Below are 23,755 nucleotides of genomic sequence, written 5' to 3'. Positions count from 1 at the left end.
ATACCTATAAAAGTCAAAAGAACAAATATTGTACAAAGAAAAGAAGGGATTATGATGAGAAACTTATTACCTCTCGTAAACAGCGACAACTTTTTATTTCCGCATGATGTATTTCGCACCTTTTTCAGTGATGTAGTCGGCGCCGCACCGACTCTGAGCGTGCCGAAAATCGACTTGGAAGATTGCGGCGACAAATATGAATTGAAAGCAGATTTGCCGGGCATGAATAAGGAAGACGTACAGGTTACGTATGACAACAATGTCTTGTCCGTAACTGCACAGCACAAGGAGGAAACGGATAAGGACGAAAAGAATTACGTTTACCGCGAACGGATAAACCGGGCATTCTGCCGCCGTCTTATTATTCCTCACGTAGAAAAAAGCAAAATTGACGCTTCCTTTGCCGACGGCGTGTTGAAAGTCGTCCTGCCCAAGGAAGATGCTCAACAGACGGAAGAAAGTAAGCAAATAGAAATTCGTTAATTCCGTCTGTGAATCACAGACACTGCCCTTTCAGTATAATACAGGCCCTGCGGCCCGAGCGAAAGCTCGGAGCGCAGGGCCTTTTTCGTAGTGACATAACACGGTCTGATGTTCACTTGTAAAATGTGTCGCCCATTAGGAGAACCGTTTCGAAAACTGCGCGCTTGTAAAGAAGAGGCAATAAAGGAACTGTTCTCGGTCGTTCTTGTTTATACACGCACTCATTTTGTGATATAGTAAATTTATATATAATTAGGGAGGCGTCGGGATGAGACGTAAGGATCGGGAAGAGACACGGGTTGAAGAAATACGTAAGGTAGTCGGTGAGTGTGATTGCTGCCGTTTGGGGCTTATCGGCGACGACGGCCTGGCTTACATTGTGCCGCTGAATTTTGCCTTTGTTGCGGAAGGAGATTTCGGTGTCTTTTATTTTCACGGAGCGGCGCAAGGAAAAAAATATGATTTACTGAAACGGCAAAATCGGGCATCTTTTGAACTGGACACGGCACATGAAACGGTTTATGCCGAGAAAGCCTGTGCCCATTCATTTCGTTTCCGTTCCGTCATGGGCAAAGGCGATATAGTTGTTCTGACCGACAGGGATGAGAAGAAAAAGGCCTTGACGGAATTGATGCGCACGTATACGGGCAGCAGCGAGTGGGAAATCCCGGCAGCTGCAGTTCCGACTATGGGTGTGATTAAGCTGGCAGTTACGGAATGGACCTGTAAAATTCATATCTAAGGCCGGTCATGGGAAGGCATATTTGACAGTAAAATTAAAGCGTGTGATAATCAAACAGATATGTACCGGTATTCCTGTTATTTCGGCGCAGAGGTGAGGATATGGCAGATAACCGCATTATTACGGCCTTAGATGTTCACTCTTTGGAAGATATGAAGAAAATGGTAATTACCTTGGGTGATTCTGTGACTTTTTACAAGGTGGGCATGGAGCTTTTTTACAGTGTCGGCCCCGATACGATTCGTTGTTTGAGAGATATGGGGAAAAAAGTGTTTCTCGATCTCAAGGTTCATGATATCCCCAATACGGCGGCTCAGGCCGTGCGGGCCTTGATTCGCCTCGGCGCCGATTTGATGACTCTTCACGGCAGCGGCGGAGCGTTGATGCTGCAGTCTGCAGCGGAGGCGGCACGGAATGAATCGGCTCGTTTAGGCATGGAACGGCCGCGTCTTTTGGCCGTGACCGTGCTTACGAGTATTGATGAGGCCGCGTGGGCGGCTTTAGGTCACGGCGAGCCTGTCGGCACGTCGGTGGAACGGTTGGCACGGCTGGCGAAGGAGGCCGGTATGGACGGCGTTGTCGCGTCGCCTCGGGAAGCGGCGGCAATACGTACGGCTTGCGGCAAGGACTTCTTAATCGTCACGCCCGGGATTCGCCCGTCTTTTGCGCAAAAAAATGATCAAAAACGCGTTGCCACGCCGGCAGAGGCTTTGCGTGACGGTGCAACGCAGCTGGTTATCGGCAGGCCGATTACGCAGGCCGCCGACCCGAAGGCGGCTGCCGAGCGGATAGCTGCGGAAATCAAGGAGGTATAAGCATGTTGTCGGAAGCGGAAGTACGTGCTCTTTTGGTGGAAACGGAAGCCGTGCTGGAAGGGCATTTCTTATTGACGTCGGGTCTGCACAGTCCCTTGTATGTAGAAAAGTTCAACGTCCTGCAACACCCGGAATATACGGAGAAGCTCTGCAGGGAATTGGCCGAACGCTTTAAAAATAAGAGGGTACAGACCGTTATGGGTCCCATGACGGGCGGTATTCTGCTCGCTCACGAAGTGGGCAAAGCTTTGGGGACGCGCGCCATTTTTACGGAAAGGGAAAAGGGGAAGATGACGCTTCGCCGCGGTTTTCGTATCGAGCCGGGCGAGCGGGTTCTCATTGTGGAAGATATTGTGACGACAGGCGGCTCCGTTAAGGAAGTAGTCGACGTCGTCAAGGCCGCAGGCGGTGACATTGTCGGCGTAGGACTTCTCGTCGACAGAAGCGGCGGTAAGGCCGAATTCGGCGTACCGCAAAAAGACATACAGGCCCTCCTGCACTTGACCGTACCGACGTACGAACCGGCTGCCTGCCCCTTGTGTGCTGCCGGCACGGCCCTGACCGAACGGGGCAGCCATCACTTAAAATAATTTTAGGAGAAACGCAGTAATGGAAAATATTTGGACACTTTTACCGTTTTTTGATGTCGGCGTCATTGCAGCCGTACTGGCCCGCTTTACGGGCATGAATCTGAGCATGGCTGTCCTGCTTTCGCTCTTGTACATCGGCGGTACGCCCGTAGAAGTCGTGCTTACCATGCTGGTTTTCAATACGTTTACCTATTTCACGGTATATACGCAGCAGCATGTTATGGGAATTAAAGAATTGACTTTTTTTCCGGGGCTTAAGATGGCCATCCCTCTTATCTTCACTATTGCCGTCGCTGTAGTCAGCCCATTTTTGGGCATTATTATCTTCATCGCTTTTTTCCTGGCGGAGACCTTTGCCAGGATGTATAGTACCATGGACGGCCGCTCCCGTCCGAATAAAAGAGACATAGTCGAACTGACCGTTGCGGCGGCCGCTCTTATGTCCGTCGGCACGGCGCTGGTGCAATGGTTTCCGGCGGAATACTATTACCTCCTTGCCGGCCTTTTAATCCTTCTCTTCGCTCTCTTTATGGGAATGGCCGGGAACAGAAGAAAATATGTTTCCCTTTGGGATGCCGTTCTCTACGGCTCCGCCTTGGTTACGGGCCTCTGCGGCATTGTGGCCGACGATTGGTTTGCCGCTATGAAACGGGAAAAAGAATCTCTTTTATCCAAGGTATACCCCATCGTCATATATAGCGCCATGGTTGCTGCCCTCCTCGTAGGCTACGGTATTTACGGTTATTTCCCTGTAGGCGCCTTGTTTACAACTATCGGCTCGGCTCTGACAATTCGTTTCTTCGGCGTCTATGACTACGGGAAGCGCGGCAAGTTCTCCTACCTTGCGCTGGGCATGACCGTGTTGGCAGTACTCATATTCTGGCTCGTCCAGCCTGTACCGACAGGATTGCCCGAGGTGGCACCTGTAAGCAGCAGTATTTTTCAATGGTAGGGCGGTTTGGACATAAGGAGAAACAATGAAACGATTTAAGGCAGTTTTCTTATTTTTATTTTGTTTGTGCAGTACGCCGGGGGTTACGGCAGGCGCTATGACGCCGACGGCCTATAGGCTGTCCGTTGACGGCACGGTTGCAGCGGGAACGATTTATGAAGAAAAGGGTGCCTACATGGTGCCCCTGCGGGTCGTTTCTGAAGGTCTCGGCTATACGGTCACGTGGGACGGCGAGAAGCGGGTGGCGACGGCGGATATGAGCATTGCGTCCCTGTCGGCCGTGCCCGGGAGCACGACGTACGGACGTAAGGGAAAACTCAAGGTTATTAACTTGACGCAGGATTTCACGTACGGCGCGGCGGCACAAATTATTGACGGCCGCATGTACGTGCCGGCAGAGTTTTTCCGCGATCTCTTCAATAATGTCACCATAACGGACGGCGTGTTGACAATTGCGCCGCAGCGGGCCTATCTTGACGGTGATGCGGCCGTTCGTTAAGCACTCATAAGGTAGCGGTCGGTATCGTAAATTTCTTGACTTTACGGGGCCGCATATATAAAATAGGGAAAGAATATACGACGGTCCCGTGAGGCCGAACTGTTCAAAAGCAAGTTCTTTGTACCTTTAATATAGTCCGGAGAGGCTAAAAAGGGACATATTTTGTTGTGTGCATAATATGGCCTTTGCCTTTCGGCAAAGGCTTTTTCGTTTGTGTAAAGGAGGATATGGTGACCGGTTTAAAGGGAAAGAGTTTACTCGGGTTGCAAGGCGTGGCGAAAGAGAATATAGAACTCATTTTGCATACGGCCCGAAAGATGAAGAACGTTGTAAACAGTGATAACAAGAAATTACCTTTACTGCGCGGCAAGGCCGTGGTCAACATGTTTTTGGAACCGAGCACCCGGACACGGGGTTCCTTTGAACTGGCAGCCAAATACTTGGACGCGAGTGTCATCAATTTTACGCCGAGCGGCAGCTCCCTCGTCAAAGGCGAGAGTTTTCGCGACACCCTTCTGACCGTGACGGCCATGGGTGTCGACGCCATCGTCATACGCCATAAGCAGGAAGGGGCGCCCGCTCTTGCCGACACGTATGCGGACCCGATTATCGTCAATGCCGGCGACGGCGCTCACGAGCATCCGACGCAGGCGCTCCTCGATTTATACACGATGATGGAAGTAAAGGGGCATATAGACGGACTGAAGGTCGTTATCGTCGGTGATATCGACCACAGCCGCGTGGCGCGTTCCAATATTTACGGCCTGCACAGCCTCGGTGCGGATGTACATCTCGTCGGACCTAGGACGCTCGTACAGCCGGAAATGGAGGCCATGGGCGTAAAACTTCATTATAATTTGGATGAAGCCCTTGACGGAGCGGATGTGGTCAATATTCTGCGCATTCAAAAGGAACGGCAAGGTGTCGGCTTTTTCCCGAGTGAAGGCGAATACCGCACCCTTTACGGCATCAACCGCAAGCGCCTTACAAGGGCGAAAAAAGATGTCCTCATTCTGCATCCGGGGCCGATGAACAGAGGTCTTGAAATAGAACCGGATGCAGCATACTGGACGCAGTCGTCCATTCAGGAACAGGTTAAAAACGGTGTTTCCGTGCGCATGGCTGTATTGTATTTGACGATTATAGGGGGCGATGACAGTGGCATTACTCGTTAAGCAGGGCAGACTTATCAACCCGGCGACGGGTGAAGACCGGGTTTGCGACATTTTGATTGAAGGGGAAGTTATAAAAGAAATTGCGCCGACCATAGATGCGCCGGATGCAGTCGTCTTGGACGCCGGGGGGCTCGTCGTCACGCCGGGTCTTATCGACATGCACGTCCACCTGCGTCAACCGGGACAGTCTGCGAAAGAGACCATTCGCAGCGGCACTATGGCTGCTGCGGCCGGCGGTTTTACACGGGTCGCGACCATGCCGAACACAAAGCCCGTCATTGACAGCACGATTATCGTAGAGGGGCTGAAATATAAAATTGCAAAGGAAGGTCTCGTCAAGGTCGATGTCATCGGCTCTCTTTCCAAGGGCCTTGAAGGGAAAGAACTTGCCGCTATGGGCGGTATGGCTGCGGCCGGTGCCGTCGCATTCTCCGACGACGGCCGCTACGTACAGAGCTGCGATTTTATGCGTAAGGCCATGGAATATGCGAGCATGTTCGACAAAATCGTCATTGATCACTGCGAAGACGAGACTCTTATTGCAGGCGGACAAATGCATGAAGGCACCGTCTCCAATGAACTGGGCCTGAAAGGGCGGCCGGCCGTGGCTGAAGACATTGCCGTTGCACGCGATATTCTTCTCGCCGAGGCGACGGGTGCGGCCGTGCACATTGCGCACATCAGCACGAAGAATGCTGTCGCTATGGTACGCCGCGCCAAGGCGAAGGGCCTTAAGGTAACGGCCGAAGTGACACCGCAGCACCTTATTTTGACGGATGAAGGCCTGCGCACGTATAATACGAGCTTTAAGGTCAATCCGCCCCTGCGCTCCGAAGACCACCGCCGCGCCGTAGAAGAAGGTCTCCTGGACGGGACAATCGACGCCGTCGTGACGGATCATGCGCCTCACGCGGAAGAAGAAAAGGATTGCGAGTTCAGCTTGGCGCCGAGCGGCTTTGTCGGCTTGGAGACATCCCTGGGCCTTATGTTGACGTATTTTTATCACACGGGCAAGCTCGATTTGATAAGCCTCATCCGTACCATGACGGTACATCCGGCCGCCCTGCTGCGCGTCGATGCGGGCAATGCGGCCGTCGGTAAGGCTGCGGACTTGACACTTATAGACCTGGACAGGGAATGGGTTGTCGATGCGACGGCCTTTTACTCTCAAGGCAAGTCGTCGCCCTTTGACGGCATGAAGCTGAGAGGGCGGGCGGCGGCTACCATTGTTGATGGAATGGTTGTCATGAAAGACGGGGAGGTATTGGCATGAACGGACTTCTTATTTTGGAGAGCGGGCAGAAATTTCGCGGCAAGCTCCTGATGTCGATGCCGGCAGTAGGCGAGGTTGTCTTTAATACGGGGATGACGGGATATCAGGAAACTTTTACGGATCCGTCCTATGCAGGTCAGATTATTACGATGACCTATCCGCTCATCGGTAACTACGGCCTGTTCCATGAAATTGAACAGGCTGACAGACCCTACGCGAAGGGCTTCGTTTTAAGCGAAATCTGCAATGCTCCGAGCAACTGGCAAAATGAAGGCGCCTTGTCCACTTTTATCATGATGCACCACATTCCCTGTATTTACGATGTCGATACGCGCGCCGTAACGCGGGCCATTCGCAGCCGCGGCGTCATGAAGGGGGTTATCGTGCCCGAGTTCATGGAAGAAGCGGATATTGCGGATTTTATGAAGACGGAACTTGATAAAGACCTTATTGCTCAAGTGTCGACGCGCAAGGTCAAGACGTATGGCAACGGCAAGTATCATGTAGCCGTCATGGACTACGGTGCAAAGGATAATATTTTGCGGGAACTCGTAAAAAATGATTGCCGCCTTACGGTTTTCCCGTGTTATACAAAGGCGGAAGCTGTGCTGGCGGTCAAGCCGGACGGCATTTTCCTGTCCAACGGGCCGGGCAATCCGGAGGACGTGCCTGAAATGTACGGCGAAGTGCAGAAATTAATCGGTAAGAAGCCTATCTTCGGCATCTGCATGGGCCTGCAATTATTGGGACTTGCTCTGGGCGGAAAGGCGCGGAAGCTCGCCTTCGGGCACCGCGGATCGAACCATCCCGTCAAGGATGTGCGGACCGGCCGCGTACACATTACGTCGCAGAATCACGGCTATATTATTGACGAGTCGACCTTGCCGAAAAATGTAATCGTTACGCATCGTAACTTGCACGACAATACGCTTGAAGGCTTCGCTTATCCCGAAAAGAATCTGTTTTGCGTCCAATACCATCCGGAAGCCTCACCGGGGCCGTCGGATAATTTGTATTTGTTCGAGCAGTTTGTCAAGATGATGGAGGGCAAATAGATGGAACAGACATTAAAGAAAGTGCTCGTTATCGGTTCCGGCCCGATTATCATCGGCCAGGCCGCCGAATTTGACTATGCCGGTACGCAGGCATGCCGCGCCTTGAAAGAAGAAGGCCTGGAAGTGGTACTGATTAACAGCAACCCGGCGACAATTATGACGGACGAGGATATAGCGGACCGTGTCTATATTGAGCCCATTTCCCTCGACTATGTGACGGAGGTTATAGAAAAGGAACGGCCTGACGGCCTCTTGGCCACCTTGGGCGGTCAGGTAGGCCTGAATATGGCCATTGAGCTCGCCAATAGCGGCGTTCTCGATAAATACGGCGTACGCCTCTTGGGAACGAAGCTGAGCGCCATTGAAGAAGCGGAAGACAGAGAACTCTTCAAGGCGGCCATGGAAGATATCGGCCAGCCTGTGCCGGAGAGCGATATTTTTGAAGACGTCACGGCGGCGACAACCTTTGCCGACAAAATCGGCTATCCCGTCATCGTGCGCCCGGCCTATACGCTGGGCGGTACGGGCGGCGGTATTGCTCACGATGAGGACGAGCTTTTTTTCATTGCGACGCGGGGCATCAAGCTCAGCCCGATCAACCAGATCCTCGTCGAACGGTCTGTAGCGGGATGGAAAGAAGTGGAATATGAAGTTATGCGCGACAAGGCGGATAACTGCATTATTATTTGTAATATGGAAAACGTCGATCCCGTCGGCGTCCATACGGGTGACTCCATCGTCGTCGCGCCGAGTCAGACCTTGAACGACCTGCAGTATCAACTCTTGCGCACGGCGTCTCTGAATATCATTCGCCGTCTGAAAATTGAAGGCGGCTGCAATGTCCAGTATGCGCTCGACCCGAAGAGCAACCGTTATTACGTCATTGAAGTCAACCCGCGCGTCAGCCGCTCATCGGCGTTGGCTTCCAAGGCGACAGGCTATCCTATTGCCAAGGTTGCCGCCAAAGTCGCGACAGGCTTGACGTTGGACCGGATTCCCAATGCCGTAACGGGGAAAACCATGGCGTGCTTTGAACCGACTCTCGACTACTGCGTCATCAAATTTCCGCGTTGGCCCTTTGAAAAATTTGCTCTCGCCGATCGGACCTTGGGTACGCAGATGAAGGCGACAGGTGAAGTCATGGCCATTGACCGTACCTTTGAAGGTGCCGTCCTGAAGGCTGTGCGCTCCTTGGAAATCGGCGTCAACTACCTGTCCCTGCGTTCACTCGAAAGTAAGTCCCTCATCGACATTGTCCAACTTCTGCAGCGCCAGGACGATGAGCGCATATTTGTCATTACGCAAGCCCTGCGTATGGGTATCAGCGCCGAAAAGATTCACTATATTACGGGGTATGACATATGGTTCCTCAAAAAGCTCATGAACATTGTCATACTTGAAGAAGAACTGAAGAAGAACGGCCTTGCCGACGACAGTGTCAGAGCGGCAAAAAAGTACGGCATGCCCGACAGCGTTATTGCCGGTTTTATCGGCAAGACGGAAGAAGAAGTTCGCACCTATCGCCTGGCGGCCGGTATCATGCCGACCTTTAAGATGGTAGATACGTGCTCCGCCGAGTTTGAAGCGGAAACGCCTTATTATTATTCGTGCTATGCCGACGAAGACGAAGTGAAGCCTCTCGGTGAAAAGAGCGTCGTCGTCATCGGTTCAGGTCCCATCCGTATCGGCCAGGGAATCGAGTTCGACTATTGCTCGGTTCACTCGTCGTGGGCCCTGCGCAAGGCGGGCATAAAGAGCATTATTATTAACAATAATCCGGAAACGGTCAGCACCGACTTCGATACATCCGACAGCCTCTATTTTGAGCCGCTCACGGTGGAAGACGTCATGGCGGTTATTGAAAAAGAAAAGCCCGTCGGCGTCATTTGCCAGTTCGGCGGACAGACGGCCATCAATCTGGCGGCACCCTTGGCGGCACGGGGGGTAAATATTTTGGGAACTTCCGTTGCCGGCATGGACCGGGCCGAGGATAGGGAAAAGTTTGACGACCTCTTGAGCAAGCTCCGCATTCCCCGCCCGGCCGGACGCATTGCGACGAGTGATACGGAAGCCATGCGTGTCGCGTCGGAATTGGAATTTCCTCTTATCGTGCGCCCGTCATATGTGCTGGGCGGCAGGGCTATGGAAATTGTTTACAACGAAAGCGAACTGGAACGGTATTTGCGTGAAGCCGTCATCGCTTCGCCGGATCATCCTATCCTGATTGACGAATACATGGTCGGCCGGGAACTCGAGGTCGACGCCGTCTCCGACGGGACGGACGTCTTCATTCCCGGTATTATGGAACAGATCGAACGGGCCGGCGTCCATTCGGGCGACTCTATTGCCGTCTATCCGCCGCAGCATTTAAGTGATGAAATGGTGGCGCAAATCGTCGATTATACGACGCGCATTACACTTGAGCTGCAAGTAAAGGGCAGTGTCAACATTCAGTTCGTCGCGGCACGGGACAAACTGTACATCATTGAAGTCAATCCCCGTTCCAGCCGGACCGTGCCCTTCCTCAGCAAGGTTACGCGTATTCCTATGGTTGAGATCGCGACGCGCATTGCCTTGGGCGATACGCTTAAAAGCATGGGTTACGGCAGCGGACTTTTGCCGGCTAAGGATTATGTGGCGGCAAAGGCTCCCGTTTTCTCGTTCAGTAAAATCGGACTTGCCGAAATCGCCTTGGGCCCGGAAATGAAGTCAACCGGTGAAGTTATGGGTATCGGCAAAACCTACTCGGAGGCCTTATATAAGGCTGTCGGCGGCGCTAAAATGAAGGTGCCTGCAGGCGGTACAATTCTTCTTACCGTAGCGGACCGGGATAAGGAAGAAGCCATTTATTTGGCCGGCGGCTTTCAAAAGTTGGGCTATCACATTATCGCTACGGAAGGGACAGGTCAATACTTTGCGGAACACGGTCTGCAGGTCGATATTGTCCGCAAGATTCATGAAGAAGGGCAGAATATTGCGACTCTTTTGCGCAGCGGTAAAATCGACCTCGTCGTCAACACGCTTACTTTCGGTAAGCGGCCTGAACGGGACGGCTTCAACTTGCGGCGCATGGCTGTGGAACTCGCCGTTCCCTGCCTGACATCCCTCGATACGGCTCGCGAGGTACTGCGCGTCTTTGCCAACAAGGGCAAGAGTGACGGCTACCACCGTGTGGCGGCCCTGCAGGATTATAAATAAATATTGCCGAAAGCTCGGCAAAAGGATATTTCCGTCTGCCGAGCTTTTATGATTGCCGTTATGTTATTTATGAATCGCCTTTTTTATTTAACCGCGCCTGCATTTCACCGAGGTCCAACTTGGCCGGACAAACGTCACGGCAGGCGAGGGAGTTGTCACATGTGTTATAAAAAAGGGATTTATACTGTTTTTTCAGATCTTTAATGTGGTCCGCGTCACCGCTCGTACGGGCGGCACGGTAGGTTTCACTCACGAAGAGCGGGCCCGGAAAAGCCTTTTCTCTTTGTTTTTCTTTGAGAAACTGTCCTTTAAAATTGGGGCAGACCTCAAGACAGCAGCCGCATTCAAGACATTGGCCGGCTGTGTAAATGAGATGTCTCGTCTCTTTGTTTTCCTTGATGACGGCCGTATTCGTCCAGATTTTCCGCTTGCGCAAGGTGTCGAAAACATCCTGTCTGTCGACGGAGAGGTCCTTGATGAGGGGAAATTTGCTGAGCGGCTCTATGTAGATTTTGCCGTTTTTTGCCGTATCTCGGAGGAAGGCGCGGCATGCCAGACGGGGCATGCCGTTGATAACCATGGCGCAGGAACCGCATTTGCCCTCCAGGCAGCCGCATTCCCAAGCAACCGGCTCGGTCCGCTTGCCGTCGATCGTGCGGCGGTTGCCGTTTTTATTCAGCTGAGTTAAAAAGTCGGCAACTGTGATCGTGTCCGCGCCGTCGTATGTAAACGTTTCCGTATAGGCCTTGCCGGCTGCCGACCGTTGCCGCTTAATATATAAAGTTATCATGGGTTTTCCTTTTGCCAGGATAATGAAATTCTGTCATCTTTATACGTATATATGTGCGTCTTTTCATAGACTTCGTTCGTTTGCGGATAATCGCTGCGATTGTGGGCGCCGCGGCTTTCCTTTCGCTCCAAGGCACCGAGCATTATGGCTTCCGCCAGGATGAGCCGATGAGGCAGGAGCGTGTTTTCGTCATATGCCGCTTCCGGGTCATATGTGTCGGCTATGCGGCGCTGCAAGGCGCGAACTGCGGCAAGACCCTGCAGCAGTCCCTCTTCATCGCGGGAAATGGCCATGCTCTTTTGCATAAGGGCTTGGAGTTCACTGACGGCATGAGCGTAACTGCCGGGGCGGTTCTTTTTGTTGCCGTACGTCGCCACAACGTCTGCCGGTGCCGTGAAGACGGTTATGTCCGTATTGCCGCAGTCTTCCGGCAATACGACGGCCGCAACGCTTTCCGCCGCGACGAGGCCGCCGAAGTACGCGCCGAGGAGGGAATTACCGCCCAAGCGGTTGGCGCCGTGATACTGGCAGGCATTTTCGCCGGCACTGTAAAGACCGTGTATATTGGTGCGATGGTGCAAGTCCACATGGATGCCGCCCATGAAATAATGGATGCCGTAGAGAACAGGTAAGGGCGTCGTTTGCGGGTCTATATTAAAATATTCGCGGCAGTCGTGGGCAAAGCCGGACAGGGATGCCGTGAAGACGGATGCGGGAATGCCCGTAGCGTCGAGGTAAATATGGCCGCCCAAGTCGTGGACGACGTGATACTCCTCTTTAGAAACGACATCACGGGGCTTTAAGTTTCCCTTGGGACCGAATTTTTCTTCCATAAAATAGATCCGCTTGCCGTTCAGTTCCGTAAACAAGCGGCCGCCGGCACCGCGGACCGCCTCGGAAATGAGCATATTTTTGCCGGGACGCCGGAAGGTGGTCGGATGGTACTGGACGAGCTCGCCGTTGGCAAAGGTGACACCGCGCGTGAAAAGCCGTGCCGACACGTCGCCCGTGTTGACGACGGAGCCCGTCGTATTCCCGAACAGCCCGTTCAGACCGCCGGCCGCGGAAATGACTTGGCTGCAGGGAATGCGGGCGGATTCTTTTGTGCGGCGATTGTATAGATGCAGGCAGCAGACCGCGTCATCATGAATTTCCAAATCGAGAAACTGCCAGCCCGTCAGCCGTTTAATCAGACCTTCCGCCTCATGACGGCGCAGCTCGTAAATGAGGGCCGTTACAATTTGTTTGCCCGTCGTCGAGTCGGCATGGGCCGTCCTGTTGACACTTTGGCCGCCGAAGGGGCGCAAGGCCGGTTTGCCGTCCTTATCGAGCGTAAAGGCCATGCCCAAATCGACAAGCTCTTTAATGACTTCAGGCGCACGCCGCGTGAGGTGGTATACTGCTTCTTGATCGGCCAGACGGCAGCCGCTGTTCCATGTGTCGCGGAAATGGAGCTCCGCACTGTCGTCGGGCCCCAAGGCAGCGTTGATTCCGCCTTCGGCCATGACCGACTGGCTGCGCACGGACGGGACGGGTGCGACAATAATGGTCCGTATATGGCGGCGTGCCAAATGCAGGGCCGCGCTCATGCCGGCAATGCCGGCACCGAGAATGACTGTTTGCAATGGATTCATCGTCCTTATTTATTGGAAGTAAAAATAGAAATTGGCCAAGAGAAAATAGATAAAAAAAACCGTCAAAAAGACGAGCAAATCAACGGCCCGTTTACGGTAGTGTTCGGCACCGCGCGAAATAATGTAAGCATCCACATTGTAACGAATGTGTATGTATGTCGCCGACAAGAGGAGAACGTTAATCGCCGTAAAGATAAAAGTCTTCGTGTCCAGGTCCAAATTCGGCAAAAAACGGAACAAATAGGCGTGGCACAAGGCCAGGATAAGGACGGCAAGGCCGCTGAAGCGGCGAATCCACAGGTTGCGGTTCAAACGGAAGTAGTGCCGTTTGGTCTGTGTCAGCGATTGGGCCACATAGTGCAGGCTGCACAGGATATGTGCGCCCAAGAGGACGAGAAAAGCTACTGTGAGCGGGTAGATGTCGATGTTGCTGAGGCCGGTCATGGATGTGGCACCGAGGATGCCGTGCAGGATGAAAAGAATGAGTACGGCCGTAGCGATCAGTCGGAAAAATGTTCTCATCGGCTGCTCCTCGTCGGTCCTGCCAGAGCGTCGACGGCGGCGGGCGGCAGGAGCTTCGGCATTTTTGCGTAAAAGCCTGCGCATGCGGCGATTATAAGACAGGCCAGACCGACTAAACAGAGCCTGTACAATATGGAGTGGCTGTCTTTGAAGGAAGTATTTTTTTCTGAAAGCATGGTGCGATTCCTTATATATAAATCAATGTTATGTAAATTTATTATAGAATTGCCGAAAAGGCCTGTCAAACGGGACATTCAGGTGCGATGACGAGCATCGCTCTTTAATAAAAAAGAAAAGACGGTCCGTTCATTCTTCGCAAGGTTTGAAGAATTTACAAAAAACGGCATAAAATAGATAACTAAACGGCATTATCTATAAGTCGGTAAATTTGACAAAATAAAATTTACTTTGCTATACTATGTGTGCAATTCGGGATAATGACAATTACTTTCATGTTATTATTAATCGCGAAAAATCACGATATATTTACTGAAATATGTTGTCTTTTACAGATGACAGAGGGGGATGATACATTGAACGGCTTGGAACTCTTTGAAAAGGGCGGTGCCGTCATGTATGTGTTGGTATTTTGCTCGTTTTGCGTCGTATCCATCGGCGTGGAGCGGTTTCTTTTTTACCGGCATATGAGTGAAGGGTTGACTCAATTTCTGGCGCGGTTGCCTATTGCACTGCGCAACAACGGTTGGGAATCGACGTTGGAAGACTGTGAAGAACACGAAAATGCCGTGACCTTCCTGACCGCTGCCGGATTAAAGGCCGCACTGCGCGGTGAAGACGTCAATTTGGCTTTGGATACTGCATATAACGAAGTGGCCACGCACTTGCGGGCATACCTCAATTACTTAGGGATGATCGTTACCCTTTCGCCGCTCCTCGGCTTGTTGGGTACCATCTCCGGCATGATTTCGTCGTTCAATGTCTTCAGTATGCAGGCCGGCGAACCGCTTGCCATTACGGGCGGTATCGGTGAAGCGCTGATTGCCACGGCGACGGGCTTGTGCGTAGCTATTATGGCCTTGGTTATTCATACGTTTTTAGCGCAGCGGTTGGATGAAATTTTATCTGCTTTGGATAAGGCGTCCGCCGTCATTTTGGCTGCAACCGGGAAGGCCGGAGAAGAACGATGAGACGAAATTACAGGATTATAACGCAACCTGCGGTTATTATCATTCCAATGATTGATATTATGCTCTTTCTGTTGGTCTTTTTCATGATCAGCAGTATTTCCATGATTCAGGCCAATGCTATTCGCGTCAACTTACCGGCCGGTGCATCGGCCGAAAACGACATGAAGCCGCATACCGTCATGATTACGGTTACGGAGAAGGGCGATGTTCTCTATGAGCAGGAGACGAAGAAGAGCGTCGATTTTGAAGAAAAAATAAGGGCCAAGGTTAAAGAGGATCCGGACGCCGTATTTGTCATTCGCGGCGACCGTAAGGCCCCGTATGAGAATATTGCCTACGCCTTGGATACACTGAAAGAGGCAGGAGTAGAGCACATTTCTATTTCCGTGGATAAACAGTAAGGTGGGCGGATAAAGAATGAAATTTTCGTTACGATGGAGACAGGCGATTGTTATTGCCTTGGCACTGCATATTGTCGTTATCGGTATTTTCGGCTTCCTCATTCCTTGGATTGACGCGGTCGACGAGAAACCGCCGGAACCGACGGTCGAATATTCGTCCGGCGACGGTTCGGCTGATAACGGCGACGGCAGCGGTGACGAGCAGCAAGAGGAAGAGCAGCAGCCGGAAGAAGAACCGCCGCAGCAGCAGCCGGAACCGCAAACACCCGTACCGGTGCAGGAAAATATAACCTCGCCCGTTACGGCCAAGGATCCGTATAATGCCATTGCCGAGAAGAAAGATGCAGGCGAAAAGGAAACGAAAAAAGACGACGGCAACCAAGCCGGCAATAAAGGGGAAAAAGGCGGTAAAAAGAAACAGGGCAAGGGCAACCCGCCCATTACACTGAAGCCCGTATATCCGCCTAAAGGCATCGTTAAATTTAAAGGGTACATTACGGTACAGTCCCTTATCAAAGAGGACGGGACCGTTAAGAAAACCAAGCTGATGACTCCGGTCAGGGACAGGAAAAATCCGGAAATGGACAAGATCAATAAGCTGGCGGCCGAATACGCAAGCCAGTGGTTGTTCAAACCGGCTACGGACGAAAACGGTAATGCCATTGAAACGTACAAGAATATCAGCATTCCGTTCAATCAACCGCCTAAGCTGGAAAAGGAATAATAAGGGGAGAAAATCATGAAATTACGCAAGTGGTTAGTTATGACGGCGGCAGTCCTGATGCTTTTCGTTGCCGTACCGAATTCACAAGCCGCACCGCGGTGGAGTCAGGTCGGTGAAAAGGTAACACAGGCAATTGATAATGCCGTAAATATATATAATTCCGGTGACTCGAACGGTGCAAAAACGGCTGTTAGCAATGCGTATTACGGAATTTACGAAAAAGACGGTTTGGAACCTGCCATTCGTTCAAGCGTCGCCGCAAAGGATGCGGCTTTGACGGAATACCAGTTCAGCAAGCTGAAAAAAGTCATGAGTGAGCCGAACAACGGCGAACAGGTTCGGGCTGAGGCGGATAAGCTGAATCAAATGGTTACGGACGATGTGAAAAAGCTTGAAGGGACAGGTGCATCTACCGGCGGTTGGGCGACTTTCGGCCCGGCCTTCCTCATTCTTTTGCGTGAAGGTATTGAAGCCATGCTTGTTCTCCTGGCTATTATCGCGTATCTGCGCAAGTCGGGAAACGGAAAGTATTTGAAGACGGTATACAATTATTCCTTGGCGGCTATTGTAGCCAGCTTTATTACGGCTTATATTTTCAGTGCGATCATTTCGGAAGAAGCCGGTGTCGGTGCGAGCCGCGAGTTGATCGAAGGCGTTACGGCCCTTGTTGCGGTCGTCGTCCTCTTCTTCACGAGTGCCTGGCTCGGCGTGAAGTCCGATAAGAATGTCTGGAAAAAGTATATTGAAGGCATGATTGAAAACTCCATGACGACGGGGCGTGCCAGAGCCTTGGGCATGGCTGCGTTCCTTGCCGTGTATCGTGAAGGCGCGGAAGTCATCCTCTTCTACCAGGCTTTATTTAACAACTCGTCCACCGACACGCATTTGATTTGGGGGGGATTCGGCGCAGGCTGCGTAGTATTGGCCATCCTTTTCCTGCTCATGCAAAAAGGGATTTTGTCCATCCCCTTACGCCCGTTTTTTATCTTTACCAGCGTGTTGATGTATTTATTGGCAATAAGCTTTGCCGGTGGCGGCATTTCCGAGCTCCAGGAAGCCGGCGTTATCGCGCAGACGGTTATTGAGTCGGTGCCTGTGCCGACGATCGACTATTTGGGAATTTATCCGACTGTAGAGACGCTCGGTGCCCAGGGGATCATGATCTTGTTGGCTATCGGTATGGTTTATTATAGAAGCAGAAAAAGTCGCAAAGGCGATGAAACTGCTAATAATTTATAAAGGAGAGTGTTATTATGATGGGATCTAAGTTCAAGAAGTTAAAGGTAGCTTTGGCCGTATGCGCTTTGGCAGGTTCCTGCGCGGTATTCGGCGGTCAGCCGACACAGGCTTTTGAGGAATATCCGATCGGTGAAGAACAGGAAGTAAAGGATCAGCACTTTAACGTTGCTCTCGTATATTTCCAGCCGGTGGAAATGGTGCCGACCGGTGTTATGCTCAGCCCGGACAAGGCGGATATCCACATGGAAACGGATATCCACGCGACAGAAGGTAACGATACGGGCTTCGGTGTCGGCGAATGGATTCCTTACCTGACTGTCCACTACAAATTCACAAAACAGGAAACAGGCGAAACGATGGAAGGTGTATTCATGCCCATGAACGCTGACGACGGCCCGCACTACGGTGCCAACTTGAAGATGCTCGGCGCAGGCACGTATGATTGCGAATTCACGATCGACAGCCCGTATCGTATGAATTACGGTTTGCACGTCGACAAAGAAACGGGCGTTACAGGTCGTTTCTGGAATGAACCGGTTGTTCTCCACTGGACATTCAACTACGTTCCCCGTAACTGGTAATTAATTGCAAGTCAGTTCAACCTAGAGGAAAAGTCCTGTCGCCAAGCCGTAACGGTATATACTTTTACGGTTATCGACGGGACTTTATTCCTATGTAAAGGAGTACAGCATGTTACAGGCATTTCTCTTGCAGTTTATTCCCGCCATGGTACAGGGCGTAACTTTGGCAGTCCCCTTGGGGATTTTGTTGGCCATCTTTCTACGTCTGGCTTTGCCGGAATATAAAAATACATTAAAACGGGCTCTTTACGTGGGGTTTTGGTTGTCTCTGTTCTTCGTGGTCGTCAAAGTCGGCACACGTAATGCCATCACCCGCGAGGGGTTTGAAGCGTTGACCATCGTCATTGCTTTTGCCGCGGAGTTCGTTCTTTTGGCAATGCTTTTCTTTGCCAAAAATTTATCGGAAAAAGTCAATAAAGTCGTCACGATGAGTGCTTTTATCTTGGCGATTATGTTTATTCTTTTCCACGGTATGGAATTGTGGCTTATGCCGTATACGGCTTTTATCGGTGCGACGGGAAAGTATTTTACTGTTGATTTCTTTATTAAAATACTCGGTTTCGTTTGCGGACTTTTCTTCTCCGTCATCAGCTCCGTTATTACGTATAAAGCGGCGGCAGCCCTCAATTATAAGCGACTTATTTTTGTGTTTACCATCCAAATTGTTGCGCTTTTTATTGAACAGGTCATTTACATTCTGCGCATTGCCATGGCGCGGCAGTTTTTGCCGAGCGCGTCGTTGATTAAGATCATGGCGCCCATTATTAATCATCAGGAAATGTTGACATTTGTTATTTATGCGGCCCTTCTCTTCGTGCCGCTGACACTGTTTTCGCAGCCGAAGCCGGAACGGCCGGAAGGTTCGAACCCGGCGCAGTATCGCAAGATTCTGTCCGTTGCCAAGGCTAAACGCCGTTGGGGCGTAGGGACGGTTATTTGCCTTGTCGCCATGGCCTGCTTTTCCTCTTTCGGTTGGTCTTATGCCAACCAAAAGGAAGAAATCGTGCCGGCCGTGCAGGTGAGTGCTACAAACGGCAAGATTTCCATCGGTCTGGACCAATTCGCGGACGGTCATTTGCACCGCTATTCGTACAGAGCGTCCGGCGGTGAAGGCGTGCGTTTTATCGTCATCCTCAAGGGAGGCTCCGCTTACGGTGTCGGTCTTGATGCTTGTGAAATTTGCGGCGCTACCGGTTATTACGAAAGAGACGGACAGGTTGTTTGCAAACTTTGCGATGTCGTCATGAACAAGGCGACTATCGGAACGAAGGGCGGCTGCAACCCGATTCCTATTAAATACACTATTGAAGGCGGACAGCTCATCGTAGACGCAAATGAGCTGGAAGCGCAGCGTAAGATATTCCGCTAAGGAGGGGTGACGGTATGTTTTGGCTCATGGTAAAAGGTGCCCTCATACGGCAGCGCGGCCGATTCTTGCTGATCGCCCTTACGGTTGCTCTGGGGGTGTCCTTGGCGGCTGCCATGTTGAACGTTATGTTCGACGTGGGCAATAAGGTAAATCAGGAATTGAAAGCCTTCGGCGCCAACATTACGGTTGCGCCGAAAAACGCATCGCTGCTCAATGACGTCTACGGCGTCAACAGTGAAAGCGGGCACAGGGAGTATTTAAAAGAAGAAGATTTGGGAAAAATCAAGACGATTTTCTGGACCAATAATATAGTCGCCTTTGCGCCGACGTTGAACGGTACCGTAACGGTTAAGGACAGGTCCGTAAACCTTACGGGTACGTGGTTCAACTATCACATGTCCCTGCCGACGGGTGAAGAATTCGACACGGGTGTAGAAATGATGAAGTCCTGGTGGCAAATTGACGGCCAATGGCCGAAGGACGGGACGCAGCAGGTCCTGGTCGGTCAGAAACTGGCGGAAACGCTGCAAGTGAAGGTCGGCGATACCGTAGCCTATCAAAAGGTTGACGGTACGCAAGGCTCTTTTGTCGTAACCGGCATTGTTGCCGGCGGCGGCGCGGAAGACAACGAAATCCTGGCGAGCCTTCCCGTGGTGCAACAGGCGCTCGGACTGCCCGGCAAGGTAAGTGAAATTGAAGTAAGCGCCATTACGACACCGGAAAACGACTTGGCCCGCAAGGCGGCAGCCAATCCGGAACGGTTGTCTCAGTCGGAACGCGAAATTTGGTACTGCACTGCTTATGTAAGCTCCATTGCTTTCCAAATTGAAGAAGTCGTACAAAACTCGTCGGCCCGTCCCGTACGTCAGATTGCCGAATCGGAAGGCAAAATTCTCGATAAGACGCAGCTTCTCATGCTGCTCATCACCATCTTGAGTCTTCTCAGCGCGGCGTTGGGCGTATCGAACCTGGTCAGTGCCAACGTTATGGAGCGGAGTCGGGAAATCGGTCTCATGAAGGCCCTGGGTGCTATGAATTATGAAGTTATAGTTATGATTTTGACGGAAACCTTGATTGCCGGTATTATGGGCGGAATTGTCGGTTACTTCGGCGGTCTCGGTTTGGCACAGATTATCGGCTATACCGTATTCGGTTCGGCAATTGCCAATAACCTTGTCGTCATCCCCATCGTCGGGGGACTCATGGTTCTCGTATTATTACTGGGCAGTCTGCCGGCTATACGGACCTTACTTTCGTTGCAGCCGGCAAGTGTTCTTCATGGCAGGTGATATGTATGATAAAAAAATATAAAATGTTTTTTACAATGGTTATACACGCCCTGCTGCGCAGACACACGCGTATGCTTGTCGCTCTGTTGGCCGTAGCCGTCGGCGCGACGATTATTTCCGGCATGATTACGGTATATCGTGAAGTGCCGCAGCAGATGGGGCGTGAATTCCGTGCTTACGGTGCAAATCTCCTCATCCTGCCGAACGGGGATGAAGCGACATACGACAAGGGTGAGCTCGATAAGGTGCGTACCTTGCTCTCCGGTAATGAAATTGTCGGCATTACGCCTTATCTCTACGATACGCTTGAAGTAAACAAACAGCCCGTCACGACGGCGGGGACGGACTTCAAGTCTCTCCGGGAGGTCAGCTCGTACTGGCAGGTACGCGGCGAATGGCCGAAAGAAGGCGCTCGTGAAGTATTGCTCGGCGCGGAGCTGGCGAAAAAAATCTCCCGGGATCCGGACAAGCTCATCGGACAGAACGTCAGCATCAGCGCCGGTGAAGGCAAGGCCGTCCGTCCTTTTAAGGTAACAGGCATTGCCAGCACGGGCAGCAAGGAAGAACAATTCGCCTTCATTAATTTGGATGAAATGCAGGACTTGACGCAAAAGCCGAATAAAATCAGCTTAGGTCAAATCAGTATCGTTGCCGACGGCACCAAGCTGGACAATATTAAGACCATGCTGCAAAAAGAAGACCCGGCTGTTCAGCCGCAGCTTGTACAGCAAATTGCCCGTTCCGAATGGAATGTGCTCAGCAAGTTGCAGGTTCTCATGCTCCTCGTTACGGTTGTCGTCCTCTTGCTGACCATGATTTGCGTTACGACGACGATGATGGCTGTCGTTACGGAACGACGTAAAGAAATCGGTTTGAAGAAGGCTATCGGTGCGAGCAACAAGAATATTGTTCTTGAGTTCTTCGGCGAAGGGTGCGTTCTCGGTGCCTTCGGCGGCATTTTGGGCAGTGCCTTCGGTTATGTTTTTGCCCAGAGTGTCAGTATGAATGTATTCAGCCGCACTATTTCATTCTCGCCGTCCGTCGTGATTATATCCATTGTCTTGTCCATCGTGGTTACGGGCGCCGCCAGCCTCGTGCCCGTACGTATTGCGACAAGCGTTGATCCGGCAATCGTATTGCGCGGCGAATAAGGAGGATTTTCATGAGCTTATTGGAATTAAAAGACGTATCAATGGCCTATAACGGCAAAGTTATGGCTTTGCAGCATATTAATATGTCCGTCGAAAAAGGTGAATGGGTTGCCATCATGGGCCCGTCCGGCTCCGGCAAGACGACGCTGATGAACATTATCGGTTGTATGGACCATGCCACGAGCGGTTCCGTAGTTCTCGACGGAATTGATTTGCGCAATATTTCCGACACGGATTTGACGGAAATGCGGCGCAGCAAAATCGGCATGGTCTTCCAGCAGTTCCACTTGATTCCTTACTTGACAGCCGTGGAGAATGTCATGGTAGCGCAGTACTATCACAGTATGCCCGATAAAAAAGAAGCGATGGAAATGATGGAACGCGTCGGGCTCAAGGACAGAGCGGACCACTTGCCGAGTCAGCTTTCCGGCGGCGAACAGCAGCGTGTCTGCATTGCCAGAGCGCTCATCAACTATCCGGTTGTTCTCTTGGCCGATGAACCGACAGGGAATTTGGACGAAGCGAACCAGAACCTGGTTATGAAGATTTTCCGCGAGCTTCATGATGAAGGTCATACGATTATTACAGTAACGCACTCGCCTGAAGTCGGTGCCGAAGCTCAGCGGTGCGTTATTATTGAACACGGACACATAGTTGAGAAGGAGTAAAGTGAAGAAATATGAAAATACGCAAATACGCCATACTTCTTTTTGCCGCTTTTGCGGCAGTACAGTTGTTGTCCGGCTGCGGCAGCGACGACAATAAGGATGAAGCGCCGCAGGAACAGCCCGCTCAGGCAATGACTGTCGACATGAGCAAGGTAAAAGACGGTACGTATACGGCAGAAAGCTCTATGGACAAGGTACACGGCAAAGCTGTCATTACCTTGACCATTGCGGATCACAAGATTACGGCCGTCGACTATAAGGGCATCGACAAGGACGGCACGACCGTCAAGACTTCCGACTACGGCAAAGACAAGGATCCGACGAATGCCAAAAAAGCGCAAGTCGCTTACCGGGCGCAGAGCCAATATGTGGACGAACTGCTGAAGAAACAGGATCTCAGCAAGGTCGACGCTATTTCCGGCGCGACGATCAACTACAATCAGTTTATAGAAGCAGTAAATAAGGATTTGGAACAGGCGCAGAAATAAGGCGTCTGCCGTAATAGAGAAAGCCGCAGCGACATTTGCTGCGGCTTTCTTATGTGATCTTGCGGATGAGCGGTTAAAAACTCGGTAAGATGGCTCCTTTATACTTGTCTTCAATAAATTTCTTTACTTCCGGAGATTGGAGAGCCTTAACGAGTTTTTGAATTTCCGGCCGCGATTCGTCACCTTCACGGATGGCGAGAATATTGGCGTACGGCGAGTCTTTCGCTTCCAGGAAGAGGGCATCTTTTAAGGGATTGAGTCCTGCTTCTAAAGCGAAATTCGTATTGATGACGGCAATATCCGTGTCATCTAAGGAACGGGGAACCTGTGCGGCTTCCAATTCGACGAATTGCAGGTTTTTGTCATTCTTGACGATGTCCTGAACTGTGCTTGATACGTTGCCGCCGTCTTTCAAGGAGATGAGGCCGGCGCTTTGCAGGATGAGAAGTGCTCTGCCGCCGTTGGACGGATCATTCGGAATGGCCACTTTCGCGCCGTTCGCAAGGGAATTCAGATCTTTGACTTTGTGCGAGTACACGCCCATGGGCTCAACATGAATTTTTGCGGCTGAAATCAGTTTTGTCCCGTGTTCGGCATTAAATTTATCCAGGAAAGGGATATGTTGGTGGAAAGTCGCGTCCACTTCCTTGTCGGCCAAGGCCAGGTTCGGCTTGACATAGTCCGTAAATTCGATAATCTTCAGATCTATGCCTTCTTTGGCCAGGAGAGGTTTAATTTCATTGAGTATTTCGCCGTGCGGGACAGGCGTTGCCGCTACGGTGACGACCGTATTTTTCGTCGCTTCCGTGCCGCCTGCAGGCGTGGATGTGCCGCAGCCGGCAAGCAGCGCCGTCACGGAAATAAGCGCCGCGCCGGCAAGTAAGGTGAGTTTTTTAAATGAATGCATGAGTAAATCCTCCTTTGCGAAAATGATAATCCAGGCAAAATATCCATTAAAAAATCCCTTTC

The 23,755-nt window shown here is 51.5% G+C and carries 25 protein-coding genes; 20 read left to right on the top strand and 5 right to left on the bottom strand.

The annotated features are described in order from the left end of the window. Positions 1–51 precede the first annotated feature (51 nt). The 10 genes from BQ2674_RS06225 to carB all read left to right on the top strand — a co-directional run bounded on the left by BQ2674_RS06225 (position 52) and on the right by carB (position 10,782). The gene (locus BQ2674_RS06225; RefSeq protein ID WP_083222350.1) at positions 52–483 is read left to right on the top strand and encodes an Hsp20/alpha crystallin family protein; all 432 of its coding nucleotides are present in this window, start codon (positions 52–54) and stop codon (positions 481–483) included. A gap of 268 nt (positions 484–751) precedes the next feature. After that, positions 752–1,225, top strand: a complete 474-nt coding sequence (locus BQ2674_RS06220; RefSeq protein WP_075572950.1) for a pyridoxamine 5'-phosphate oxidase family protein — start codon at positions 752–754, stop codon at positions 1,223–1,225. A 101-nt stretch (positions 1,226–1,326) separates the two neighbouring features. Then, positions 1,327–2,040, top strand: a complete 714-nt coding sequence (pyrF, locus tag BQ2674_RS06215) for an orotidine-5'-phosphate decarboxylase (RefSeq protein ID WP_075572949.1) — start codon at positions 1,327–1,329, stop codon at positions 2,038–2,040. Positions 2,041–2,042: 2 nt separating this feature from the next. Next, positions 2,043–2,630 (top strand): orotate phosphoribosyltransferase, encoded by a 588-nt coding sequence (gene pyrE / locus BQ2674_RS06210; protein WP_075572948.1) that lies wholly within the window; start codon positions 2,043–2,045, stop codon positions 2,628–2,630. 19 nt (positions 2,631–2,649) lie between these two features. Then, positions 2,650–3,582 carry a hypothetical protein gene (locus BQ2674_RS06205; protein ID WP_075572947.1) on the top strand — a complete coding sequence of 311 codons (933 nt, stop codon included), beginning with the start codon at positions 2,650–2,652 and terminating at the stop codon, positions 3,580–3,582. Between the two features lie 25 nt (positions 3,583–3,607). Next, on the top strand, positions 3,608–4,081 hold the full coding sequence (locus BQ2674_RS06200; RefSeq protein ID WP_075572946.1) for a copper amine oxidase N-terminal domain-containing protein: 474 nt from the start codon (positions 3,608–3,610) through the stop codon (positions 4,079–4,081). Between the two features lie 227 nt (positions 4,082–4,308). After that, entirely contained in the window at positions 4,309–5,256 is a 948-nt protein-coding gene (locus BQ2674_RS06195) for an aspartate carbamoyltransferase catalytic subunit (RefSeq protein ID WP_075573375.1), read from the top strand. Beyond that, positions 5,240–6,529, top strand: coding sequence for a dihydroorotase (locus BQ2674_RS06190; RefSeq protein WP_075572945.1), 1,290 nt, complete (start codon positions 5,240–5,242; stop codon positions 6,527–6,529). The genes BQ2674_RS06195 and BQ2674_RS06190 overlap by 17 nt, the downstream gene beginning before the upstream one ends. After that, positions 6,526–7,584 (top strand): glutamine-hydrolyzing carbamoyl-phosphate synthase small subunit, encoded by a 1,059-nt coding sequence (gene carA, locus BQ2674_RS06185; protein WP_075572944.1) that lies wholly within the window; start codon positions 6,526–6,528, stop codon positions 7,582–7,584. Before BQ2674_RS06190 ends, carA begins: the two co-directional genes overlap by 4 nt. Then, positions 7,585–10,782, top strand: coding sequence for a carbamoyl-phosphate synthase large subunit (gene carB / locus BQ2674_RS06180; protein WP_075572943.1), 3,198 nt, complete (start codon positions 7,585–7,587; stop codon positions 10,780–10,782). 67 nt (positions 10,783–10,849) lie between these two features. On the opposite strand, the gene BQ2674_RS06175 is transcribed toward carB, so the two are convergent. Genes BQ2674_RS06175 through BQ2674_RS06160 form a run of 4 tightly spaced genes read right to left on the bottom strand, consistent with a single transcriptional unit; the run spans position 10,850 to position 13,904 of the window. Continuing rightward, positions 10,850–11,572, bottom strand: coding sequence for a 2Fe-2S iron-sulfur cluster-binding protein (locus tag BQ2674_RS06175; protein ID WP_075572942.1), 723 nt, complete (start codon positions 11,570–11,572; stop codon positions 10,850–10,852). Next, positions 11,569–13,197 (bottom strand): FAD-dependent oxidoreductase, encoded by a 1,629-nt coding sequence (locus BQ2674_RS06170; RefSeq protein WP_187364810.1) that lies wholly within the window; start codon positions 13,195–13,197, stop codon positions 11,569–11,571. Before BQ2674_RS06170 ends, BQ2674_RS06175 begins: the two co-directional genes overlap by 4 nt. 18 nt (positions 13,198–13,215) lie before the next feature. After that, positions 13,216–13,728 carry a hypothetical protein gene (locus tag BQ2674_RS06165; RefSeq protein ID WP_075572940.1) on the bottom strand — a complete coding sequence of 171 codons (513 nt, stop codon included), beginning with the start codon at positions 13,726–13,728 and terminating at the stop codon, positions 13,216–13,218. After that, complete coding sequence (locus tag BQ2674_RS06160) at positions 13,725–13,904, bottom strand: hypothetical protein (protein WP_075572939.1); 180 nt, start codon at positions 13,902–13,904, stop codon at positions 13,725–13,727. Before BQ2674_RS06160 ends, BQ2674_RS06165 begins: the two co-directional genes overlap by 4 nt. A gap of 336 nt (positions 13,905–14,240) precedes the next feature. Here BQ2674_RS06160 and BQ2674_RS06155 point away from each other — a divergent pair, with 336 nt between their 5' ends. The 10 genes from BQ2674_RS06155 to BQ2674_RS06110 all read left to right on the top strand — a co-directional run bounded on the left by BQ2674_RS06155 (position 14,241) and on the right by BQ2674_RS06110 (position 22,786). After that, positions 14,241–14,876, top strand: a complete 636-nt coding sequence (locus BQ2674_RS06155; RefSeq protein ID WP_075573374.1) for a MotA/TolQ/ExbB proton channel family protein — start codon at positions 14,241–14,243, stop codon at positions 14,874–14,876. Then, on the top strand, positions 14,873–15,277 hold the full coding sequence (locus BQ2674_RS06150) for an ExbD/TolR family protein (protein ID WP_075572938.1): 405 nt from the start codon (positions 14,873–14,875) through the stop codon (positions 15,275–15,277). Before BQ2674_RS06155 ends, BQ2674_RS06150 begins: the two co-directional genes overlap by 4 nt. Positions 15,278–15,293: 16 nt before the next feature. Next, a complete protein-coding gene (locus BQ2674_RS06145; RefSeq protein WP_075572937.1) occupies positions 15,294–16,001 on the top strand; it encodes a hypothetical protein in 708 nt (235 codons plus the stop codon). A gap of 15 nt (positions 16,002–16,016) precedes the next feature. After that, positions 16,017–17,240, top strand: a complete 1,224-nt coding sequence (locus tag BQ2674_RS06140; protein ID WP_075572936.1) for an FTR1 family iron permease — start codon at positions 16,017–16,019, stop codon at positions 17,238–17,240. A 14-nt stretch (positions 17,241–17,254) separates the two neighbouring features. Then, positions 17,255–17,821 carry an iron transporter gene (locus tag BQ2674_RS06135; RefSeq protein ID WP_075572935.1) on the top strand — a complete coding sequence of 189 codons (567 nt, stop codon included), beginning with the start codon at positions 17,255–17,257 and terminating at the stop codon, positions 17,819–17,821. 109 nt (positions 17,822–17,930) lie between these two features. After that, complete coding sequence (locus BQ2674_RS06130; protein ID WP_075572934.1) at positions 17,931–19,190, top strand: DUF2318 domain-containing protein; 1,260 nt, start codon at positions 17,931–17,933, stop codon at positions 19,188–19,190. A gap of 14 nt (positions 19,191–19,204) precedes the next feature. Further along, entirely contained in the window at positions 19,205–20,479 is a 1,275-nt protein-coding gene (locus BQ2674_RS06125; protein ID WP_075572933.1) for an ABC transporter permease, read from the top strand. Between the two features lie 5 nt (positions 20,480–20,484). Further along, a complete protein-coding gene (locus BQ2674_RS06120) occupies positions 20,485–21,630 on the top strand; it encodes an ABC transporter permease (RefSeq protein WP_075572932.1) in 1,146 nt (381 codons plus the stop codon). A gap of 11 nt (positions 21,631–21,641) precedes the next feature. Beyond that, positions 21,642–22,298, top strand: a complete 657-nt coding sequence (locus tag BQ2674_RS06115) for an ABC transporter ATP-binding protein (RefSeq protein ID WP_075572931.1) — start codon at positions 21,642–21,644, stop codon at positions 22,296–22,298. Between the two features lie 11 nt (positions 22,299–22,309). After that, the gene (locus tag BQ2674_RS06110; protein WP_075572930.1) at positions 22,310–22,786 is read left to right on the top strand and encodes an FMN-binding protein; all 477 of its coding nucleotides are present in this window, start codon (positions 22,310–22,312) and stop codon (positions 22,784–22,786) included. Positions 22,787–22,859: 73 nt separating this feature from the next. Here the strand turns inward: BQ2674_RS06110 and BQ2674_RS06105 are convergent, their stop codons facing one another. Next, positions 22,860–23,693: a MetQ/NlpA family ABC transporter substrate-binding protein gene (locus tag BQ2674_RS06105; RefSeq protein ID WP_075572929.1), complete on the bottom strand. Its 834-nt coding sequence runs from the start codon at positions 23,691–23,693 to the stop codon at positions 22,860–22,862. Between the last annotated feature and the right edge of the window lie 62 nt (positions 23,694–23,755).

This window comes from Megasphaera coli (genome assembly GCF_900095855.1).
GTDB classification, from domain to species: Bacteria; Bacillota; Negativicutes; order Veillonellales; family Megasphaeraceae; genus Megasphaera; species Megasphaera massiliensis_A.
The sequence above is the reverse complement of the archived record's forward strand: the minus strand, read 5'-3'. Positions and strand labels throughout refer to the sequence as shown.

Excerpts from the sequence above, each read along its gene's own strand:
- BQ2674_RS06135 (WP_075572935.1), top strand. The coding sequence starts at position 17,255 with ATGATGGGATCTAAGTTCAAGAAGTTAAAGGTAGCTTTGGCCGTATGC.
- BQ2674_RS06140 (WP_075572936.1), top strand. The coding sequence starts at position 16,017 with ATGAAATTACGCAAGTGGTTAGTTATGACGGCGGCAGTCCTGATGCTT.
- BQ2674_RS06200 (WP_075572946.1), top strand. The coding sequence starts at position 3,608 with ATGAAACGATTTAAGGCAGTTTTCTTATTTTTATTTTGTTTGTGCAGT.
- BQ2674_RS06105 (WP_075572929.1), bottom strand. The coding sequence starts at position 23,693 with ATGCATTCATTTAAAAAACTCACCTTACTTGCCGGCGCGGCGCTTATT.
- pyrF (WP_075572949.1), top strand. The coding sequence starts at position 1,327 with ATGGCAGATAACCGCATTATTACGGCCTTAGATGTTCACTCTTTGGAA.
- BQ2674_RS06145 (WP_075572937.1), top strand. The coding sequence starts at position 15,294 with ATGAAATTTTCGTTACGATGGAGACAGGCGATTGTTATTGCCTTGGCA.
- BQ2674_RS06195 (WP_075573375.1), top strand. The coding sequence starts at position 4,309 with ATGGTGACCGGTTTAAAGGGAAAGAGTTTACTCGGGTTGCAAGGCGTG.
- BQ2674_RS06160 (WP_075572939.1), bottom strand. The coding sequence starts at position 13,904 with ATGCTTTCAGAAAAAAATACTTCCTTCAAAGACAGCCACTCCATATTG.
- BQ2674_RS06175 (WP_075572942.1), bottom strand. The coding sequence starts at position 11,572 with ATGATAACTTTATATATTAAGCGGCAACGGTCGGCAGCCGGCAAGGCC.
- BQ2674_RS06115 (WP_075572931.1), top strand. The coding sequence starts at position 21,642 with ATGAGCTTATTGGAATTAAAAGACGTATCAATGGCCTATAACGGCAAA.
- BQ2674_RS06150 (WP_075572938.1), top strand. The coding sequence starts at position 14,873 with ATGAGACGAAATTACAGGATTATAACGCAACCTGCGGTTATTATCATT.
- carA (WP_075572944.1), top strand. The coding sequence starts at position 6,526 with ATGAACGGACTTCTTATTTTGGAGAGCGGGCAGAAATTTCGCGGCAAG.
- BQ2674_RS06155 (WP_075573374.1), top strand. The coding sequence starts at position 14,241 with ATGACAGAGGGGGATGATACATTGAACGGCTTGGAACTCTTTGAAAAG.
- BQ2674_RS06125 (WP_075572933.1), top strand. The coding sequence starts at position 19,205 with ATGTTTTGGCTCATGGTAAAAGGTGCCCTCATACGGCAGCGCGGCCGA.
- carB (WP_075572943.1), top strand. The coding sequence starts at position 7,585 with ATGGAACAGACATTAAAGAAAGTGCTCGTTATCGGTTCCGGCCCGATT.
- BQ2674_RS06205 (WP_075572947.1), top strand. The coding sequence starts at position 2,650 with ATGGAAAATATTTGGACACTTTTACCGTTTTTTGATGTCGGCGTCATT.
- BQ2674_RS06110 (WP_075572930.1), top strand. The coding sequence starts at position 22,310 with ATGAAAATACGCAAATACGCCATACTTCTTTTTGCCGCTTTTGCGGCA.
- BQ2674_RS06120 (WP_075572932.1), top strand. The coding sequence starts at position 20,485 with ATGATAAAAAAATATAAAATGTTTTTTACAATGGTTATACACGCCCTG.
- BQ2674_RS06220 (WP_075572950.1), top strand. The coding sequence starts at position 752 with ATGAGACGTAAGGATCGGGAAGAGACACGGGTTGAAGAAATACGTAAG.
- pyrE (WP_075572948.1), top strand. The coding sequence starts at position 2,043 with ATGTTGTCGGAAGCGGAAGTACGTGCTCTTTTGGTGGAAACGGAAGCC.
- BQ2674_RS06225 (WP_083222350.1), top strand. The coding sequence starts at position 52 with ATGATGAGAAACTTATTACCTCTCGTAAACAGCGACAACTTTTTATTT.
- BQ2674_RS06130 (WP_075572934.1), top strand. The coding sequence starts at position 17,931 with ATGTTACAGGCATTTCTCTTGCAGTTTATTCCCGCCATGGTACAGGGC.
- BQ2674_RS06165 (WP_075572940.1), bottom strand. The coding sequence starts at position 13,728 with ATGAGAACATTTTTCCGACTGATCGCTACGGCCGTACTCATTCTTTTC.